A 19,064-nucleotide genomic window follows, 5' to 3' on the forward strand; every position below is an offset into this window, starting at 1 on the left:
GGCGGGCGACGACGCGCTCGCAGCTATCGACGGCGTCGACGTCGTCCTCGGCGGCCACGTCCACAGTCGCCGGAACGAACTGGTGACGGGGACGCGCTGTACCCGCCCGGGGGTCAACGGCGAGGCTGTCTGCGAGGTCGACCTCGCGACGGGGGTGGTGACGCTGCACGAGACGGCCGCTGCGGACCCGTACGAACCGCTCGTGTCGGCCCTCGAACGCCGCGTCGCCACGGCCGGCTTCGACGAAGTCGTCGCGCACGTCGACGACCCGCTCTACAGAGACCACGAGACGGTCTTCGGCGGGGAGTGTCGCATCGGCAACCTCGTCGCCGACGCGTACCGATGGGCCACCGACGCCGACGTCGGCCTCCAGAACAGCGGCGGCATCCGCCAGGGACCGCCCCTCTCGGGTAAGGTCACGACCGGCGACCTGGTGAGTATCGTCCCCTTCGAGGAGCAGGTAGTCACTGCGGAGGTGACGGGAGCGGAACTCGTGGCCATCCTCACCGAGTCGGCGGGGGAGAACCTCACGTTCGGCGACCCCGACTGGTGGCACGGACACGTGAGCGGCGTCTCGATGACGGTCGGCGACGACGGCCTGGCGGACGTCTTCGTGGCCGACGAACCACTCGACCCGGCAGCGACGTACACGGTCGGCACCTCGGACTACCTCCTCCACACCGACCACGAGTTCCCCACGCTGGACCAGCACCACCGCGCGGGCGAGGTCGGTATCCAGTACGAGGTGCTCTGGTCGTACGCGCGGGCGGAGGGCCTCGACGCGAGCGTCGAGGGGCGAATCCGGAAATGAGCCGCAACAGAAACGTTCAGGCCACCGGAGCGTTTTCCCCCGGACATGACCCGCGTCGTGGTTCCGGTCAGGTATCCGCTGTCGGAGCCCTCCGAAGCGACACTACGAGAGGCCGTTCGAATCGCCCGCGAGAAGGACGCGGACATCACCGTCCTCCACGTCGACCTCTATCAGGACTCCCGTGGGGTGACCCGTGCCGACCTCAAGCGGGCCGCCGAGCGTGCGGTCGGGTCGATCGACCGCGCCCGGTACGTCGTCCGACGGGGCTTCCTCGTCGAGGAGACCATCCTCGAAGAGGTCGCCGCCGAGTCGGCCGACATCGTCGTCATCGGTACCAAGCAGGCCTCCCGGTGGCGGACGATGGTCAAACGGTTCCTCGACGACCCCAACATCGAGACGTTCCTGGAGGAGAAACTCGACTGCCAGGTCGTCACCGTCCGCGCCGACTGAGTCCCCGTTCAGTTCAGCCCTCGCGGTCCTGCCGAGAGAGAGGCCGTCTGCCGTCGGCGTCGGCGTCACCATCGACGTCCCGACCAGAGCCCGTCTCGCCGTCCCACTCCCGTCCGGTGCCGTTGCCCAGCGCGACCTGTGCCTGTGCGACACCGCTCGTCTCGTCGAACACGAGGTGCTGGTGCGGGTAGGCCATCTCGACGTTCTGGCCGTTCTCGGCGAGGAGTTCGCCCAGGTTGGTCAGCACGCGCGAGCGGACGGTTCCGAGCTTGTACGGCTTCTTCGCCCAGTAGCGAAGCTGCAGGTTGATGCCGTGGTCGGCGTACTGGTCGATGTACGCCGTCGGCTTCGCAGGGTACCGCGCGCTCCCGATGCGGATGTCTGGGCCTCCCTCGATGACCATGTCGCACTGACTCCCCGCCTGTTCGAGCAGTCGGCGCGCCTCGTCGATGTCGGACTCGTACGTCACGAGCACGTCGAGGCTGAGCCGTGTCCGTTCGTCTTCGGCGGAGAAGTTGACGACGTCGCGGTCGCGGATGGTGGAGTTCGGGATGACGAGGAACGTGTTGTCGAGTGTGAACATCTTGGTGTAGCGGAGGGTGATGTCGTCGACGAATCCCCGCCGTCCGTCGTCGAGTTCGATCATGTCGCCGATCTCGTACGGCTGGTCGGCGAGGATGAACAGCCCGTTGATAGCGCTCCCGATAATCGGCGCGAGGACGATACCGATTACTGCCGAAAGCACCGTCACGGAGAGGACGATGTTCCCCAGTTCGATGCCGACGACGTTGAGCGCGAACGCGCCAGCGAGGAGGATAGTCACCACCCGCGCGCCCTTGAGGGCGGTCTGGGCGACGCTCTGGCGCTCGAACCGCCGTGCGATGGGCCGGCCGAGGAGGCGGACGAGATACTTCGAGGCGTACGCCCCGATCACGAGGATGGCGACGACGACGACGAGCCGCCACCCGGGGAACTGCATCCACCCCGGCAAGACGTCCGCCAGCGTGGGCTCGTCCGCCGCCTGCAGCACCACGAGGGGGTCCATGGGGAACGCTCGGCGCAACTACAAAAAAGGGTTGTCCTCCCCGTCGTGCGTTCGGCGGACGGGGCGAGCGCTCCCGCCGCGATACGTCACGCGTCGTCGTCGCGCAGACGCGTCCGGACGCTCTCGGCGTGAGCCTCCAGTCCTTCGGCCTCCGCGAGCGTCGTGATGGTCTCCGAGAGGTCGTCGAGCGCCCCTCTCGACAGTCGCTGGACCGTCGACGACCGGAGGAACGTGTCGACGGAGAGGCCGCCGTGGAGGCGCGCGCCGCCGCCCGTCGGCAGGACGTGGTTGGTCCCCGACGCGTAGTCGCCGGCCGCCACCGGCGTGAACGGCCCGAGGAAGACGCTCCCGGCGTTCGAGAGACGGTCGAGGAGCGCCTCGTCGTCGTCGGCCTGGATGGAGAGGTGTTCGGCGGCGTACTCCTCGGCGAAGAGGACGGCCTCGGGCATCGACCGCGCGAGGAAGACGCCGGAGGCGTCGTTTTCCAGGGCCTCACGGGCAGTCTCGGCACGCGCGCGGTCGGGGAGCCGTTTCGCCACCGCCGCGACCACCGCCTCGGCGACTGCCTCCGAATCGGTGACGCAGACCACCGACGCGTTCGGGTCGTGTTCGGCCTGCGCGAGCAGGTCCGCGGCGACGTACTCCGGCGTCGCGGTGTCGTCGGCCAGCACCAGTATCTCCGAGGGCCCGGCGAGGAAGTCGATTTCGACGTCGCCGCGGACCTCGGCCTTCGCCGCCGTCACCCACCGGTTGCCGGGGCCGACGACCTTCTGGACGCGGTCGACGGTGTCGGTGCCGTACGCGAGGGCGGCGACGGCCTGTGCGCCGCCGATCGCGTACACCCTGTCCGCACCGGCCTCGTGGATGGCCGCGAGCGTGACCGGGTTCATCTCGTCGGCGGGCGGTGTGGCGACGGCGACGTGTTCGACGCCGGCGACGACGGCGGGGACGACGCCCATGACCGCGCTCGACGGGTACGCGGCGGCTCCGCCGGGGACGTAGACGCCGACGCGCTCGATCGGGCGGAAACGCCGGCCGAGTTCGCGACCCTCCTCCGCCACGCGCCAGTCGTCGGGTACCTGCCGCTCGTGGAACGACCGGACGTTGTCGACGGCCGTCCGAATCGCCGCCAGCACCCGGTCGTCCACCTCCCTGACGGCGCGTTCGGCCTGGTCGGTCACGTCGAGGTTGCCGACTTCGACGTCGTCGAAGTCGCGGGAGAACTCCCGGACGGCGACGTCACCCTCGTCGCGGACGCGCGTCGTGATGTCGCGGACGTCGCCGCGAATCTCGGCGACGCCGGCGTCGCGCTCGAACAGCGCCTCCCGCTCCGCCGGGCGGAGGTCGCCGACCGCGCGGACGTCGAGGTCGAGGTCGGAATCGAGGTCCATACCCCGGTGTAGCGAGGGCGGCAGAAAAGACGTTCCGACTCGTCGGTCGCCGACGTCGCTCCCGGCAGTCGTCCGCGGCCAACGACGCGGCGGCCGGTCGGACGCACCCCCCACTGGACCGTCCTGTCCGTCGTCGACTGCGCGTCAGGGACGCGTCGCGGTGAGCACCCAGTCGGCCGGCGTCCGCCGTTCCACCTCGGCGTCGACGTCGGCCGGCCGACAGTCGGCGAGGCGCGCGAGGAACTCCCGGACCGGTGTCGGGTCGCGGTCGCTGACGAGCGTGAACGTCGACCCCGAGTCGAGCGCGGTGAACCGCGACCGGACCCGCTCGCGTCGCGTCTCGGGTGCGTCCCCCCGGATGTCGACGGCGTCGTCGGGGACGTCGACCTCCCACGCCGTCTCCGCCGCGTCGCGGACGGCGTCGGCGAGTCGCGCCATCGGGGCGGGGACCGACCCGGGCGTCGGTGTCTCCTGCAACTCGGTCTCGAACGGCACCTCCGCGAGGACGGGCGCGGGGAGCGTCTCCGCCGGACTGCTCCCGGGGAAGAGGTCGTGGGTGTCGCCACACGACGGGCAGGTGAACGACCCCATGTTGAGCACCGCGCCGAGGACGGGCACGTCGTTGTCGCGGAACAGGTCGACGCTCCGGCGGGTGTCCGCGAGGCTGGCCGGGTACGGCGTCGTCACGACGACCACACCGTCGACCGCGACTTCCTGAAGCGTCGTCAGGACGACATCGCCCGTCCCCGGCGGCAGGTCCACGACGAGCGTGTCGTCAGCGGTCCACGCCGTCGTCTCGAACAGTTCGGTCAGCGCGTCGTGCGCCATCGCGCCGCGCCACGCCAGCGGGGCGCCCGACTCCATCAGGCCGACACTCATCACGTCGAGCGTCGCCTCCGCGCCGGCGACGGTCACGGGGAGGGGGTTCCCCTCGTCGTCGGAGTGGATTGGGCCGGAGACGTCGAGCAGTTCGGGGACGTTCGGGCCGTGGACGTCCGCGTCGAGCAGGCCCGTCGCCCCGTCTGCCGCCAGCGCACACGCGAGGCCCGTCGCGACCGTCGACTTGCCGACGCCCCCCTTCGCACTGGCGACGGCGATGACCGTGTCGAAGCCGGCGACGCCGGTGTCCTCGTCGGTCGCCGTCGGGGCGACGGGTTCGACGTGGGCACGGTCGACGCCCGGAACGTCGCGGACCGCCTCGAGCATGGCGCGCATCACCCCCTGTGCGTGCTCGTCGTCGAACTCGGTCACGCTCGCGCCGACGACCACCGCGCCGCCGCCGTCGCTGTCGTCGCCAGCGTCGTCGTCGCTGTCGTTCTCGCCGTCAGGGTGACGGCCATCGTGGCCGTCCTGTCCGACCTCGACGTCGAGGGACTCGACGAGGCCAGCCTCGAAGACGTTCACGCCGGCGTCGGGGTCGCGGACGGTCCGGAGCGCCGCTTCGACTCGTTCCTGCAGGTCAGTCGCGTCGTCCGGTTCGGACGGTACGTCGGTCGGTGTCTGGGTGTGCTCGGTCATCTCGTGTCCTCAGAGGTTCGGCGTTCGGTTGAGGGCGTCCTCGCCCGGCAGGGTTCGGTCGGTCTCCGCGAGGGTCCCGCTGAACTGTCGGCGGAAACTCCCCGCATCGACCTCCAGCGCCTTCGCGGCCGTCTTGCGGACGATGTCGGGTTCCGACTCGTCGGCGCGGATGGCGCGGAGGGTCTCGTCGGCCCGGTCGTCGTCGACGCCGCCGAGCAGGTGTGCGGACCACTCCCGCACCCGTTCGCTCGGGTCCTCGGCGGCCGCGAGGAGTTCGGGAAGCGCGTTCTCGCCGCGGTGTTTGAACAGCGAGACGAGCGCGTTCCGGCGGACCGCGTGGTGGTCGTCGTCGAGTTTCCGCTCGATGACCTGCTCGTGGGTCGCGCGGTCGAGGCGGTCCAGCGAGACCACGGCCTCCGCACGGACCCACGGTTCCGGGTCGTCGGTCAGCGCGCACGCCGTCTCGGCGGCGAGGCCGTCCCCGTCGCCCTGTTTCGCCAGCGCCTCGACGGCGAACTGTCTGACCTCCGCGTCGTCGTCGGTCGTCGCGGCGCGGGCGAGCGCCCGCACCGTCCGCTCGGTGGGGTCGCGTTCGGCGAGTCCGAGCGCGGCGAGGCGCCGCTCGACGGCGTCGTCGCCGGTCAGGAGCGTGAGGAGGTCGTCGAGGGTGTCGTCCTCGACGGGTTCGGTGTCGCTCGCGGCGAGTTCGTCGAGCGAGGCCTCGCCGATGGTGACGTCGCGGTCCACCTCGATGTCCTCGAGTCCGACCGGGTCCTCCCCGAACCCGGGACTCCGCTCGGGGTGGAGCTGTGGGTCGGGCGGGCCGTCGGTCGCCTCCTCCTCGTCTCTCACGACCGGACACCTCCCCCGGTGGCGGTCTCTGCTGGTTCGACGGGGTCGGCGAGCAACGCGACAGCGACGACCACCGCCAGCGCGCCGAGGACTGTTGCGGGGACGCCGGCGACGAGCAGCAGACAGACCCCGAGCGCGACGGCTCCCTGTCCCCGGTGGACTGCGGTGACGAGGGCGGTGACGCCCCCGGCGGCCGCGAGGACGACGAGGCCGAGCGGCGCGCTGACGACGCCCCCGCCGACGAGGAGGACCGCACCGGCGACGTACGGGGCGCTGGTCGCGGCGCCGACGGTCAGGAGACCGGCGAGCGCGCCAGCGAGCACGCCCAGTCGACCGTAGCCGGCGACGAGGGGTGTCAGCGCCACACCGGCGAGTGCGACTGCCGACCCGAGCGGCCGTAGCGTCCCCGGGTCGACGCCGGCAGTCGCCGCGAGCGAGACGCAGACGGCGGCCACGAGGACGCCCGCGACGGCAGTCGTGCGGAGTCGCCGCGGTGGGGCCGCACGCCCGACGTGGGCCGCGAAGACGACACCCCCGCCCGCGGTGACGCCGACGGCCGCCGGGAGCCACGCGGCAGTGGACAGTGCCGCGAGGGCGCCGAAGCCACCGGCGAAGACGAGTCCGACCCGGACGAGCGGTCGCGGGTCGGTCACCGCGAGGAGCAGGGCCGCGGCGGCCGGTCCCCCGACGGCGACGGGGAGCGCACCGGTCGCCACCGCGACGACGTCCGCGGGGAGGGCCCCGGGCGCGTTGTGGACGACCCGGTACAGCGTCGCCAGCGCGACGGGGACGAGGCCACAGAGACCGGCGAGGGTCCGTGTCGAGACGTGCAAGCGCGGCGACAGTCCGACGACGGGGGCGAGGCGGTCACCGAGACGCTCGCCGAGGTGGACGGGCCCGGGCGTCCGGTCGGAAGAGCCGCTCACCCGCGCTCACCCCCCTCGCCCTCGTCGACCCCACTGCCCTCGAAGCGGGCGGCGAGCGCGGCCTGGTCGGCGGCGACGAAGCGCCGCAGGAAGTCGGCGAGTTCGCCGTAGATGCTCGTCCCGCCCTGCTCGGCCATCCGCTCGGCGAGTCCGTCGGCAAGCACGTGGAGGTGTCGGTCGTGGAAGTCGAGTCGCGCTCGCGCGGCGGCCGTGGACCCGGTCGCCTCGTGTCGCGCGAGGTAGCCGGCGAACTCCAGCAGGTACGGGAGGAAGTCGTGGTTGTCGCGGGCCGACTGGTCGACCTCCAGGCCGAAGTAGTCGTACGCCCGTGCGAGGTCGAGGTTCACGTCATTCCACGACGCCTCCGGCCGGTACGCAGACTCGTACAGCGACACGGGCGGGCCGTCGGCCTCGAGCGACCCGTCCGTCCGGTCGGTGTACTCCGCGTAGCCGACGGTGAAGAGGTCGTTGAACCGCGCACAGAGCAGGTCGTGTGGCTCGTCGACGGTCAGGTCCGGTGAGTCGACTGCCAGGTCGGTGGCGTCGACGAGCGCCCGGCAGGTGGCGTCGGCGTCGCCCGCGGCCAACTGCGCGTAGGTCGCCCCGTCGGGTTCGTCGAACAGCGTCGCGACGAGCGCGTACACCCCGCCGCGGGCGGCGGCCGCCGTGTCGACCCGGTCGTGGTCGAGTCGCTCGCGGCCGTGCGTCGTCTCCGCGTTCGCGTCCCCGTCTCCCTCCGCGACTGCCCCGGCGTCGGCGTCTCCATCGGTGCTCATCCCTGCTCCTCCCCCGCGGCCCGCACGGCGCTGATGGTCACCAGGGCGACGCCGACGATGGCCAGTCCCGCGATGGTCCACAGGATTGTCTCGTACGGCGGTCCCTGCGGACCGGGACCGAGCGGGAAGTGGTACCACTCGCTCACCGACTTGCGGCCCGACCGCTCCATGTGCGAACCGTTCCACACCGCGAACGCGACGTCGACGTCGCGGTCGACGGCGAGCCGGGTCCGGTTCGCCGTCTCACCCGCGACGGGTCGCGACACGACGACCGTCCACCGGCCGTCGTCGTACGTCGTCGCCGTCCGGACCCGCGACTCGTCGAACGCGGTGGTCGTCCCCGCCCCGCCGGCGAGCAGTTCCTCCGAGGTGCCGTCGGCGCTCCAGTACCAGACGTTCACCAGGTTCCGGGTGCTCCCCATCGCGATGGGGGGACGGGCGCTGGTGTTGACCGGGAACTGCACGGCGACGGCGTCGAGGAACGCTCGTGGCGACGAGGCGTTGCGGTCCGCGGTCCCGTCGCGCCACGACAGCCGGAGGTAGAACCGGTCGTCCGTGTGGGCCGACTGGACGCGGAGCGACTCGACGGAGGTGTCGCTCGCGTTCGGCAGCCCGCTCGGCGCACTCGACAGCGGCACCTCCACCGCGGGGACGGTGTCCCACGCGTCGCCCGTCGGTTCCTGCGGCGCGGCGTCGGCCGACACCGACTCGACGGGAATCTGGTTCGCCGGGCGTGCGGTCACCGCCGTGGGGCCGACGGCGACGGTCAGAACGACCAGCGCGGCGACGACGGCCGCCGTGACCGCGGTGGTGTCTACCCCCCAGTCAGCCATCGTCGAAGACCTCCAGCCGGTACTTCCGCGCGGGGTTCGTGTCGGTCAGCAGGTCGAGCAGCTCGCTCTCGCCGCCGCGGTCGACCTTCTCGCGCTCCCGTTCGATGGTGTCGAGCGCCTCGTGGACCCGCTCGCCGAACAGTTCCTCCAGATAGGTCCGGGGGATGCGGTCGACGTCGACCGACTCGCCGTCCTCGGAGTGCTGTGGCGGCGCGAACGGCGGGATGTAGTAGACGTTCGGCTGGGTCTGGTACTCCGGATGGAGGGGCAGGGCTACCTCGTACTCCTCGACGAGTTTGTAGATGGGGCCAGCCTCGTCGTCGAGGAAGCCGACGAGCCGGAGTTGCGGCGGGCACTCCTCCGCGCAGGCGGGCGCGAACGTCTCGCCGTCGGGCCCCTCCCCCTCGATGCGCGGGTAACAGAAGATGCACTTCTCGGACGTCTTGGTCTCGGCGTTGTAGTACACCTTCTTGTACGGGCAGCCCTCGACGCAGTAACGGTAGCCGCGGCAGCGCTCCTGGTCGATGAGGACGATGCCGTCCTCCTCGCGCTTGTACATCGCCTTGCGCGGGCAGGCCTCGACGCAGGAGGGGTGCGTGCAGTGGTTGCAGATGCGCGGGAGGTAGAAGTAGTAGGAGTTGGGATACTCGCCGGCCCCCCGGTCCTCGTCCCAGTTCGGCCCCCACTCGGGGTCCGACTGGGGTCGCAGGGGCTCGTCGCTCCCCTCGTACATGATCTCCTCGTGGTTGAACTCCCACGCCTCGCCGTAGTCCTCCTGGCTGGGTATCTGCCCGGGGTCACGCTCCGTGTGGCCCTCACCGGTCCAGCCGCCCCCGGACTCCTCCCAGTCGCGCGGGTAGCCCTTCCCGGGCTTGGTCTCGACGTTGTTCCAGTACATGTAGTCGCGGCCGCCGCCCTCGGTCCACAGCGACTTGCACGCGACGGTACAGGTCTGACAGCCGATGCACTTGTTCAGGTCCATCACCATCGCCACCTGGTGGTCGATGCCCTCCGCGAGGTCGACCCCCTCGCCGGCTTCACCGGTGGGCGTCTCCGTCCCGTCGGCGCTCATCCGTCGTCACCTCCCGCCTTCCGGACGTCGACGCGGACGTCGCTGTTGACGCCCGTCGGGCCCCAGTAGTTGGGGAAGAAGTAGAGGTGTTCGCCGGACTCCTCGGGGTACTGGACGAGCTGGGTGGGTTTCATGTACATCGGCACGAGCGAGTTGAAGTTGGTGTCGTTCGCGAACTGGAACCGCTCCCACGCGAAGTACATCCGCGCGGTGCCGCGCTGGCTGCTCGGGTAAATCTTCGCCTGGAGCTCCACGGTGGCGAGGTCGTTGAACACCTCGACCGTGTCGCCGTCCTCGATCCCTCGTTCCTCGGCGTCGGCGGGGTGGAGGTAGACGACCGGTTCGCCGCGCTGGAGTCGGAGCAGCGTCTCGTTGTCCCGCCAGGTCGAGTGGATGGACCACCGACCGTGGGGGGTGTTGTACTCCATCGGGTAGTCGCCGCCGGTGTCCCGTGGCCCCTCCTTGTGCGTCGGCAACTCCTCGCCGAGTTCGAGGAACCAGTCGTGGTCGACGTAGTACTGCTGTCGGCCCGTCACCGTCGGCCAGGGGTTCTTGTCCTGGACGAAGTCCTTCCACGGCGCGTACGCCTCGCCGTCTTCGATGTCGGAGGTCCAGTGGTCGCCCGCCGCGAGCAGGCGCTGGGGCTGTTCGACCGTGTCGGCGAACGTTATCTGCTCGTCCGTGCCCTCGGGGTTGGACTCCTCGGAGTGTTCGAGGATGTACTCACACGCCGCTCGGTCCTCCGCGAGTGCGCCCGCCTCGCCGGTGCTCCAGTCGCGGACGAAGTCGTCGTGGACGGACTGGAGGTCGATGTCGCGGTCGAACTTTCTATCCTCGATGGGTTCGACGCCCCGTTCGGTGGCGACGTCCTGTATCTTCTCGGCGAGTTCGCGGAATATCTGCCAGTCGGTCTTCGACTCCCCGAGCGGTTCGACCGCCGGCGTGAACGGGTGCACGTAGGTGTGCATGTCCGTCATCGACAGGTCGTGCTTCTCGTAGTGGCTCGCCGTCGGGAGGACGATGTCGGAGTAGAGCGCGGTCGAGTCCATCCGGAAGTTGATGTCGACGACGAGGTCGAGTTTCGGCCACAGTTCCTCCTCGACGGCGACGTTCCCCTTCGCCTGGTTGAAGTAGTTCCCCCGCCAGACGAACATGGTCGTCGGGTCCGGCCGGGAGCCGTCGTCGCGCTCCTCGGGGTAGACGGGCATCCAGCCCTCGTCGATTGCCTCTCTGATCTTCTCCGCCGTGTCGGGGTCGGTGTTGTCGAGGATGCCGGCGTGGTAGTAGGTCCACAGCGTCGTCGGAACCCCCCGGACGCTCCCCGTGGGGAACGACAGCGTCTTCCAGCCGTGGAACGTCCAGATCTTCTCCTGGCCGACGTAGTGGTCGAGCCCCGTCCCCTGTTCGCCGAGGTTGCCGGTCAGAGTGACGAGCAGCTGAATCGCGCGGTTGCCCAGGTCGTTGTGGTACCAGTCGTTGACGCCCTTGCCGTGGATGATTTTCGCCTTCTCGGCCTCGGCGAACTCCCGGGCGACCCGCTGGTGGGTCTGCTCGCCCACGCCGGTCGTCTCGTGGACCGTCTCGGGGTCGTACTCGGCGAGTTCGTCGCGAAGGTGATTCCAGACGGTTCGGACGGTGACGGACCCGTCCGTCGTCGCCACCTGCGTCTCGACGTCCAGTCGCGGGTCGAAGCCGAGTTCGATGCTCTTCGAGTCGTCGCGCTGGCCGTCTCGCTCACCCAGCGACCCGGGAGCCTCTCGGAGTTGCCCCGCCGAGTCGACCATCAGGAGCATCCACTCGGGACGGTCGGCGTCCGTCCGTACCGAGAGAACCTCGCTCGCGCGGAGGAACTTCCCGGTGTCCTCGCGGACGAGCAGCGGCATGTCCGTCTGCTCTTTCAGGTGGGCCTCGTCGTACAGCTCCTCGTCGACGATGGTCCGGGCCATCCCGAGCGCCAGCGCGGTGTCGGTACCGGGTTCGGGCGAAATCCACTCGTCGGTGTGGATGGCCGTCTGCGAGTAGTCGGTGAAGACGCCGACGCGTTTCGTCCCGTTGTAGCCCGCGTCGAGGAAGTACTTCGCGTCGGGGATGCGCGTGACGTTGACGTTCGACCCCCACGCGACGAGGTAGTCCGCGTTGTACCAGTCGGCGCTCTCGGCGTTGTCCGTCTGGGTGCCCCAGGTGATGGGCTGGCCCGGCGGGAGGTCGGAGTACCAGTCGTAGAAGGAGTGGCTCACCCCGCCGAGGAGATTGACGAGCCGTGACCCGCCCGCGAAGGAGACGGGACTCATCGCCGGAATCGGGGTGAAGCCGCTGATGGCGTCGTACCGGCCCGCCTGCACCTCGTCGACGACGTGCTCCGCAATCTCGGTGAGCGCCTCGTCCCACGAGATGCGCTGCCACTTCCCCTCGCCGCGTTCGCCGACGCGTTTCAGCGGGTGCTTGATGCGCTGGTCGGCGTTGACGTAGTCGGTGTAACAGGCCCCCTTCTGACAGCCTCTCGGGTTGGGGTCCGGGAGGCTCTCGTCGAACCGGGGGTAGTCGCCCGACTGCTCCTCCCGCCAGACCTGCCCGTTCTTGACGTAGACGTTCCACGAGCACGACCCGGTACAGTTGACGCTGTGGGTGGAGCGGGAGACGGAGTCCCAGTCCCACTGTTCGCGGTAGAGGTCCTCCCAGTCGCGGTACTCGTAGCCGCCGATGGTGTCGCCGACGGTGTCGAGGCCGTCCATCTGGAACAGGCCGTCGCCCGCGTCGGTGGCCGTCGCCCCGCCGACTCCGAGGAGGGAGGCGATACCGACGCCTTCGAGGAACCGCCGGCGAGAGACGGAGCCGTCGCCTCCGTCCTCGACGGACCGTGCGGGGTCGCCCGCCGGGTCACCGACCTGCGGGGCGTCGTCGTTATCTTGATCGTCTCGGTCCGGTGCGATTCCGTCGCGTTTGCGGTCGGTTCGAGCGTCGTTGGGGGTGTCGGGTCCGTTCATTCGTACTGGTGTCTCCGGACGAAAACCGTCGTCAGTGCTACTGCTGCGCCGACCACGCCGAGCGTGAGTCCCACGACGGTGTCGCCGCCGGCGTCGAGTCCGAGCGCGACGAGTCCCACGCCGAGGAGTTTGCTCGCGCGGTCGAGATGTCGATACCGCTCGGGGGAGAGGCGCGGACGCGACAGGTCGCGCTCAGTCACCGTCCGTCACCTCCGTCGTGCCCCCGGACTCCGTCGTGTCGTCGTCGCCGAGCACGCGGTACGTGACGAACGCGGAGCCGACCGGGACCACGAGAAGCGCGACGAGGAGAACCTGGTTGATCGGCCCGGTGCCGACGTCGACGGCGCGAGCGAGGAGGTTGTTCATCCCCGCGATGGAGGCGATCATGATGAACTGGACGGCGCCGACGCCGACGGCAGTCTGCCAGGGCCGATCGAGGGGGTTCGCCGTGAAGTGGACCGGTCGCGAGTGGTAGTCGACGAACGGCCAGACGGCGACGGCACCGAACACGAGCGTCGGCAGGAGGACGCCGCCGACGAACTCCGCCGAGACGTGGATGCCGGGCGGGATAGTGACGCTCAGCCACGAGGGGAGGAGCTTCAGGAAGCCGTACACCCACATGAGGAACCAGTCCGGCATGATGAGTGCGGGTGTGCTGGCGGGGTCGTTCGGGCCGTACTCCGCGATGTTGTGGACGGGGAGAAAGCCCGCGAGCGTCGAGAGCGTCGCCAGCGTGAGGAAGAACACGACGGCGCTGACGGCCGCCTGATTCGGGAACGCCGGGAGGCCGACGACCACGCTGTCGTCGTCCCGTGGGACCGCCCCCGTCGCGGCGTCGTCCCGCGAGCGGGTCGGCGTCCCCCCGTCGCTCGCCGCAGTCCCGTCGTTCGTGCCGGCTCCGTCTGCTCGTGCGCCCCCGACGCCGTCGTCCCGTCGGCGAGACGGGCCCGGGACGTCATCGTCGCGGGGCGCTTCGGTGTGTTTCTGGCGGAGCAGGATGGTCATGTGGACCGCCAGCAGGACGCCGATGACGACGGGGATGACGAGCACGTGGAGGAAGTACAGACGCGGGATGGTGGCGCTGGAGGGGAACTCCCCGCCGAAGAACGCCTTCCCGATGGTCTCGCCGACCAGCGGGACCGAGATGGCGAGGTTGTAGCCGATGCTCGTCGCCGTCGCGGCGAACTCGTCGAACGGGAGCGCGTAGCCGGTGTAGGCTGCGCCCATCGCCAGGCCCGCCAGACCCGTCCCGACGAGCCAGTTCGGTTCGCGCGGGTTCCGGTACGCGCCGGTGAAGAACACCCGGAGCATATGCAGACCGATGGAGGCGACGAACAGGTGGGCGGCCCAGTGGTGCATCCGCCGGATGAACATCCCGAACGGGACGTCGTAGGTGATGTGCAGCACGCTCGCGAACGCCTCCGGCACCTCCTCGCCCTGGAACTTCTCGACCGACCCCTCGTACTCGACGTCGCTCGCCGAGGGCTCGAAGAACATCCCCAGGAAGAGGCCGGTGAGGACGAGCATCAGGAAGCAGAACAGGGCGACTTCGCCGAGGAGGAACGAGTCCTCGGCGGGGAACGCCTTGCCGAGGAACTCGCGCCCCGAGTCGAGGTCGAACCGGACGTCGAGCCACTCGTACGTGCGGGCGCCAGCGTCGGCCGCGTCGTCGGTCAGGCGGTCGAGTCGGGACATCACTCACCCACCCCGACCGGCTCTTCGAAGTCGCCCGTGGCGACGAGGTAGCCGTCGCTGGAGAGCGTAATCGGCAGCTGTGGGAGCGCTCGCGGCGGCGGGCCACCGACGACGGCCGCCCCCGACGTGGGGTCGAACTTGCCGAAGTGACACGGGCAGACGAGCGTCCCGTTCTCCTCGTCGGAGACCATACAACCGGCGTGAGTGCAGACCTTCGAGTAGGCCGCGTAGCCCCCGACGGTGTACTCCATCCGGGTCTCGCCGCCGTAGGCGTCCTCGGGCCGGCGAACGAGCAGCGTCGGCGCCCGCTCGATGCCGGGCCGTGGCTCGGGGAAGACCGTCGTCTGTTCGCCCTCCGCCAGTGTCGACTCGGAGAGGCGCTCACCCTCGGCGTCGACGAGGTAGATGCCGTCCGAGTAGACGGGGCCGGTGTAGGAGCGCTCGAACACGCGCGTCAGTCCGGCCAGCGGCGCGGCGAGACTCCCGACGGCGGTCAGGCCGCCGACGGTGGCGAGGAGCTTCGCGTAGTCGCGCCGCGCCAGCGCGCCCCGGGTGTCGTCGAAGATGCTCGGACCCGTACGGGAGTCCGAACCCGCGGCGTCCGAACACGTCGCACAGCGGTCCGAGCGGTCGGTCGTGTCGGCGTCGGGCGCCATCAGTGACCCCTCCGTTCGGCGACTTCGATGTGCGGGAGGAACCACGCGTAGTACGCCACCGTCGAGAGCGCGAGCGAGACGAACATCCCCGTCGCGTAGACGCCGAAGTACTGCGTGCGCGCGAGGGTGAGGTACTCGCCGGTGAACAGGGCGGCGAAGACGATGGCGAGGATGGTCAGCCCGCCCATCGCCAGGATCCCCTCGATGGCGTCCGAGGCGTCGTGGTACTCGACGACCCACCGGGAGTCGGTGTGGAACCACGGCAGGCCGACCTGGCCGCCGTCGGTGACGGCGCCGTCGGTGTCACCGCGGTCAGCGTCGGCGGGACGGACCGCCGAGTCCATGAACCGGTGGACCGCGGTGAGGACGGCGACCAGACCGAAGAGGGCAACCCAGACGACGACGCCGACCTGACTCGGGGCGAGTTTCTCCGGCGTGTCGACGATGTCGGCGAGCGGCCGCATCTCCGTGACGCTCTGGTCGATTTCGATCTCCTCGCTCGGTGGCTCGCCGTGCAGCGCGACGAACCACATCGGCAGGAGGACCGCCGCCACGAGCGCGAGCACGACGGCCGTCTCGCGCTTCACCGCGCCTCACCTCGTTCGCCACACCCGGAGCCACCGGCAGTGTCCGGTGGTATCTGTCGCCCGAGCCAGCCGACGGACTGGAGACCGAGAGATGCCATGACGCTGTCCGTCTCAAACTGTCGGGCAGTTCCGGTAACGAGAGAGCCATAGAGTGCGGGGTGTTCAAGTGTGTGACGGAGTCCCGTGAGAGAGCGACCCGAGCCTCCGAAGCGCCTTTACGTCGAAGCGTGGTATCGGTTCCCGAATGGTCGACAGTGGCGTCCACGCCGAGCTAGAAGTGACCGGCTCGGTCTGCCGTGTCGTCGAGGCCTCGGAGACGGTCGACGTTGAGTCCGTGACCCGTGCGGCCGACCCCACCGACTCGTCCACGACGGTGGAGTTCACCGCGGACGCGGACGCCGACCTCGACGACGTCGCCGAGGTGTTCCAGTACGGCGAGCGAGCGGTCTACCGGTTCGAGCGCACTTCCCAGTCGGGGACCGACTGTGCCTGTGAGTTCGTCGAGCGCCACGACACGCCGACGCGCCACGTCGGAGCCGACGACGGTGCGGTGGTGCTCTCGTTCGTCGTCAGCGACCTCGACGCGCTCCGCGACATCGTCGCCGACCTGCGCGACACGTTCGAGGACGTCTCGCTCCGTCGGCTGACCCGCTCGGGACACCAGGACGGGGAGACCGACCTCGTCTTCGTCGACCGCACGGCGCTCACCGACAGACAGCGCGAGATACTGGAGACGGCCCACCGGATGGGCTACTTCGAACACCCGCGCGGGTCGAACGCGACTGAGGTGTCGGCGGCGCTCGACATCAACCGCTCGACGTTCGCCGAACACCTCGCCGCGGCGCAGTCGAAACTCCTCGACGCGGTCCTCGACAGCTGAGCGGGGAGGCCGGCGTTTCAACCCCCACACGATGTGGGGTCTACGGTCATCGTGCGGTCCCGCGTGGTTCTCTACGACGGGGGACGGGGATGACGAGCCAGTTCGTCTTCGACTGCACTGCCTGCGACGTCGAGACCACCGTCGACAGCGGCATCCGGGCGGAACTCCTCGCCGAGGGCTGTGTGCTGTGTGGAGGGAGCGTCGAAGCGGACGACTTCACCAGACTGACGCCCGACCGCGAGGGGTGAGTAATCGCGGGGCGGCGTGCTCACGATTCGTCGGCGTCGGCTGACTCGGCGGCCTCGGCCGTCACGGAGGCGAAGCCGTCGAACGGAGTCGACCGGTCGCCGCGGATGAGTTCCTCCTCGCCGATGGTCAGTCCGAGTTCGACGAGTCGACGGGCGGTCGCCGTCAACTCCTCCGCGTCCGCGGCGACGACGGTCACCATGACGTTCTCCGACCCGGTAGCGATTTCGCGGATGTCGACCACGCCGGGGACGGTGAGCGCCTCGTCGGCGAGCCGTTCGCGCTCGGGAATCGGGGCGGTACAGATGAGCAGCATGTAGAGCGGGTAGCCGGCCTGCTCGTAGTCGACAGTCGCGCGGTAGCCAGTGATGATGCCCTCCGATTCGAGCCGCTGGATGCGCTTGCGGACGGTCGACGCGGAGACGTCCATTCGCTCTGCGATCTCGCCCGAGGAGGTGTGGCGCGCGTCGCGCTGGAGCGCGCCGAGGATCGCTCGGTCCAGGTCGTCGAGTCCCTCGAGGGTCATGTCCGTCTTACCACGGCCCTGCCGCATGAACGTTGTCGTTCCGGTGGTCCCGTCTCGGCGACCGAGCGAACGCCGGAGGCTCCTGCGGCACCCGCACACGGCGGATACGGTTATGCCACCCATCGGCGAGTGGACGGTATCGTGACGACCGACCCCACACCCGACGCCGGGCGCGAGACGCGCTGGTACCGCGCGCTCGCTGCCGACGAACTCCCCGAGGGCCGCGTGACGGCGGTCACGCTGGGTGGAACGACCGTCTGTGTTACTCACTACCAGGGGGGAGTACGTCGCCATCGACAACGCCTGCCCACCAGGGCGGCCCACTCGGCGAGGACTCTATCGAGAACGGCCTCCTACGGTGCCCCTGGCACGGCTGGGACTTCGACCCGCTCACGGGCGAGTCCCCCGGTGCCGTCGGTGGAATCAAAAGGACCTTGCCACCCGCCTGCAGAGAGGACCGTACCTAGGTGGTTTCCGTGACACAGAAACGAGAGTACACAGACGACTACCCGAACAAGAAACTGTACATCCCCGGCCCGACAGAGGTGCGAGACGACGTCGTCGAGGCGATGGCTCAGCCGATGTTCGGTCACCGGATGGACCGGATGACGGACCTCTACACGACCATCGTCGAGGACACGAAGACGTTCCTCGGCACCGACAACGACGTCATCGTCCTCACGGCGTCGGGGACGGAGTTCTGGGAGGCGGCGACGCTGAACCTCGTCGACGAGAACATCCTCGTCGGGACGTCGGGGAGTTTCTCGGAGCGGTTCGCGAACGTCGCCGAGCGCCTCGGCAAGGACGTCGACCGACTGGGGTACGAGTGGGGGCAGGCCGTCAAGCCAGAGGACGTCCGCACGGCGCTCGAACGGAGCGACGAGGGGTACGACGTCGTGGGCTGTGTGATGAACGAGAGTTCCACGGGCGTCAGGAACCCCATCGAAGAGATCGGCGACGTCGTCGCCGACTACCCCGACACGTACTTCGTCGTCGACGCGGTGTCGTCGCTGGGCGGCGACTACGTCGACATCGACGCCCACGGTATCGACGTCATCTTCGCCTCGTCGCAGAAGGCGTTCGCGATGCCGCCGGGCTTGGCCATCTGCGTCGTGAGCGACGAGGCGTACGAGCGGGAACTCGAGAAGGAGTCGGCGTCGTGGTACGGCGGCTTCCAGCGGTGTATCGACTACTACGACCGGAAGGGCCAGACCCACTCGACGCCGGCGATTCCGGTCATGCTCGCGTACCGCAAGCAGATGAAGCACATGCTCGAAGAGGGCCACGAGGGGCGGAGCGAGCGCCACCGAGAGATGGCCGAGTACACCCGCGAGTGGGCGTCCGAGCACTTCGCCATGTTTCCCGAGGAGGGCTACGAGTCACAGACCGTCGCCTGCATCGAGAACACACAGGGCATCGACGTGGCCGCGACCATCGACGAGGTGTCGGAGCGGTACGACATGGTCTTCTCGAACGGGTACGGGTCGACGCTCGGTGAGAAGACGTTCCGCATCGGCCACATGGGCGAACACGACGTCGAGTCCATCGAGGCGTTGACCGACGCCATCGAGGACGTCGCGGGGCTGTAGACCCGTCCGTTCAGGAGGGACCTCAGCGTCGTCCACGCCGCTTCGTCTCGCGTGACGACCGGTTGCTGTACGAGCGGAGCCATCCGTCCGTGGGAGTTGTCGGGGAAACATGTCGTCGACCAGCGCCGACAGTGAACAGACGCGTGGAGAGACGTTCAGCGTGGAGCGAACTGCCGGGGCGAGCCGAGTGTCCGGTGTCACTGTCGCCACTCCGGGATGGATGCACT

At 69.5% G+C, this 19,064-nt stretch carries 20 protein-coding genes; 6 read left to right on the forward strand and 14 right to left on the reverse strand.

What is annotated here, in order from left to right; all coding sequences use genetic code 11:
• Together ACESK5_RS00005 and ACESK5_RS00010 are read left to right on the forward strand one after the other, a co-directional pair.
• Positions 1-811: 5'-nucleotidase C-terminal domain-containing protein (locus ACESK5_RS00005; RefSeq protein ID WP_372909478.1), on the forward strand; the 811-nt coding region annotated here is incomplete at its 5' end.
• Between the two features lie 45 nt (positions 812-856).
• Positions 857-1,261: a universal stress protein gene (locus ACESK5_RS00010; RefSeq protein WP_372909479.1), complete on the forward strand. Its 405-nt coding sequence runs from the start codon at positions 857-859 to the stop codon at positions 1,259-1,261.
• Positions 1,262-1,274: 13 nt separating this feature from the next.
• Here the strand turns inward: ACESK5_RS00010 and ACESK5_RS00015 are convergent, their stop codons facing one another.
• From ACESK5_RS00015 to ACESK5_RS00075, 13 genes are all read right to left on the reverse strand, one after another.
• Positions 1,275-2,306, reverse strand: coding sequence for a mechanosensitive ion channel family protein (locus tag ACESK5_RS00015; protein ID WP_372909480.1), 1,032 nt, complete (start codon positions 2,304-2,306; stop codon positions 1,275-1,277).
• A gap of 86 nt (positions 2,307-2,392) precedes the next feature.
• On the reverse strand, positions 2,393-3,697 hold the full coding sequence (hisD, locus tag ACESK5_RS00020) for a histidinol dehydrogenase (protein ID WP_372909481.1): 1,305 nt from the start codon (positions 3,695-3,697) through the stop codon (positions 2,393-2,395).
• A 144-nt stretch (positions 3,698-3,841) separates the two neighbouring features.
• On the reverse strand, positions 3,842-5,215 hold the full coding sequence (locus ACESK5_RS00025; protein ID WP_372909482.1) for a P-loop NTPase: 1,374 nt from the start codon (positions 5,213-5,215) through the stop codon (positions 3,842-3,844).
• A 9-nt stretch (positions 5,216-5,224) separates the two neighbouring features.
• A complete protein-coding gene (locus ACESK5_RS00030) occupies positions 5,225-6,067 on the reverse strand; it encodes a HEAT repeat domain-containing protein (RefSeq protein ID WP_372909483.1) in 843 nt (280 codons plus the stop codon).
• Entirely contained in the window at positions 6,064-6,993 is a 930-nt protein-coding gene (locus tag ACESK5_RS00035) for a hypothetical protein (RefSeq protein ID WP_372909484.1), read from the reverse strand. The genes ACESK5_RS00030 and ACESK5_RS00035 overlap by 4 nt, the downstream gene beginning before the upstream one ends.
• Positions 6,990-7,769, reverse strand: a complete 780-nt coding sequence (locus ACESK5_RS00040; RefSeq protein ID WP_372909485.1) for a molecular chaperone TorD family protein — start codon at positions 7,767-7,769, stop codon at positions 6,990-6,992. The genes ACESK5_RS00035 and ACESK5_RS00040 overlap by 4 nt, the downstream gene beginning before the upstream one ends.
• On the reverse strand, positions 7,766-8,602 hold the full coding sequence (locus ACESK5_RS00045; RefSeq protein WP_372909486.1) for an ethylbenzene dehydrogenase-related protein: 837 nt from the start codon (positions 8,600-8,602) through the stop codon (positions 7,766-7,768). Before ACESK5_RS00045 ends, ACESK5_RS00040 begins: the two co-directional genes overlap by 4 nt.
• On the reverse strand, positions 8,595-9,674 hold the full coding sequence (locus ACESK5_RS00050) for a 4Fe-4S dicluster domain-containing protein (RefSeq protein ID WP_372909487.1): 1,080 nt from the start codon (positions 9,672-9,674) through the stop codon (positions 8,595-8,597). The genes ACESK5_RS00045 and ACESK5_RS00050 overlap by 8 nt, the downstream gene beginning before the upstream one ends.
• Complete coding sequence (locus ACESK5_RS00055; RefSeq protein ID WP_372909488.1) at positions 9,671-12,658, reverse strand: molybdopterin-dependent oxidoreductase; 2,988 nt, start codon at positions 12,656-12,658, stop codon at positions 9,671-9,673. The genes ACESK5_RS00050 and ACESK5_RS00055 overlap by 4 nt, the downstream gene beginning before the upstream one ends.
• The gene (locus ACESK5_RS00060; protein ID WP_372909489.1) at positions 12,655-12,858 is read right to left on the reverse strand and encodes a hypothetical protein; all 204 of its coding nucleotides are present in this window, start codon (positions 12,856-12,858) and stop codon (positions 12,655-12,657) included. The genes ACESK5_RS00055 and ACESK5_RS00060 overlap by 4 nt, the downstream gene beginning before the upstream one ends.
• Complete coding sequence (locus ACESK5_RS00065) at positions 12,851-14,353, reverse strand: cytochrome bc complex cytochrome b subunit (protein ID WP_372909490.1); 1,503 nt, start codon at positions 14,351-14,353, stop codon at positions 12,851-12,853. Before ACESK5_RS00065 ends, ACESK5_RS00060 begins: the two co-directional genes overlap by 8 nt.
• Complete coding sequence (locus ACESK5_RS00070) at positions 14,353-15,009, reverse strand: ubiquinol-cytochrome c reductase iron-sulfur subunit (protein WP_372909491.1); 657 nt, start codon at positions 15,007-15,009, stop codon at positions 14,353-14,355. The genes ACESK5_RS00065 and ACESK5_RS00070 overlap by 1 nt, the downstream gene beginning before the upstream one ends.
• Entirely contained in the window at positions 15,009-15,596 is a 588-nt protein-coding gene (locus ACESK5_RS00075) for a hypothetical protein (protein WP_372909492.1), read from the reverse strand. Before ACESK5_RS00075 ends, ACESK5_RS00070 begins: the two co-directional genes overlap by 1 nt.
• Before the next feature lie 244 nt (positions 15,597-15,840).
• On the opposite strand from ACESK5_RS00075, the gene ACESK5_RS00080 reads away from it, so the two are divergent.
• Together ACESK5_RS00080 and ACESK5_RS00085 are read left to right on the forward strand one after the other, a co-directional pair.
• On the forward strand, positions 15,841-16,476 hold the full coding sequence (locus tag ACESK5_RS00080) for a helix-turn-helix domain-containing protein (protein WP_372909493.1): 636 nt from the start codon (positions 15,841-15,843) through the stop codon (positions 16,474-16,476).
• Between the two features lie 89 nt (positions 16,477-16,565).
• Positions 16,566-16,724, forward strand: coding sequence for a hypothetical protein (locus ACESK5_RS00085; protein WP_372909494.1), 159 nt, complete (start codon positions 16,566-16,568; stop codon positions 16,722-16,724).
• 20 nt (positions 16,725-16,744) lie between these two features.
• Here ACESK5_RS00085 and ACESK5_RS00090 read toward each other — a convergent pair whose 3' ends face one another.
• Complete coding sequence (locus tag ACESK5_RS00090) at positions 16,745-17,248, reverse strand: Lrp/AsnC family transcriptional regulator (RefSeq protein ID WP_372909495.1); 504 nt, start codon at positions 17,246-17,248, stop codon at positions 16,745-16,747.
• Positions 17,249-17,280: 32 nt separating this feature from the next.
• Here ACESK5_RS00090 and ACESK5_RS00095 point away from each other — a divergent pair, with 32 nt between their 5' ends.
• Positions 17,281-17,715 carry a Rieske (2Fe-2S) protein gene (locus ACESK5_RS00095; RefSeq protein ID WP_372909496.1) on the forward strand — a complete coding sequence of 145 codons (435 nt, stop codon included), beginning with the start codon at positions 17,281-17,283 and terminating at the stop codon, positions 17,713-17,715.
• A 9-nt stretch (positions 17,716-17,724) separates the two neighbouring features.
• Positions 17,725-18,837, forward strand: a complete 1,113-nt coding sequence (locus ACESK5_RS00100) for an alanine--glyoxylate aminotransferase family protein (protein WP_372909497.1) — start codon at positions 17,725-17,727, stop codon at positions 18,835-18,837.
• Positions 18,838-19,064 lie beyond the last annotated feature (227 nt).

The organism is Salinigranum sp., assembly GCF_041641895.1.
Classification (GTDB): Archaea; Halobacteriota; Halobacteria; order Halobacteriales; family Haloferacaceae; genus Salinigranum.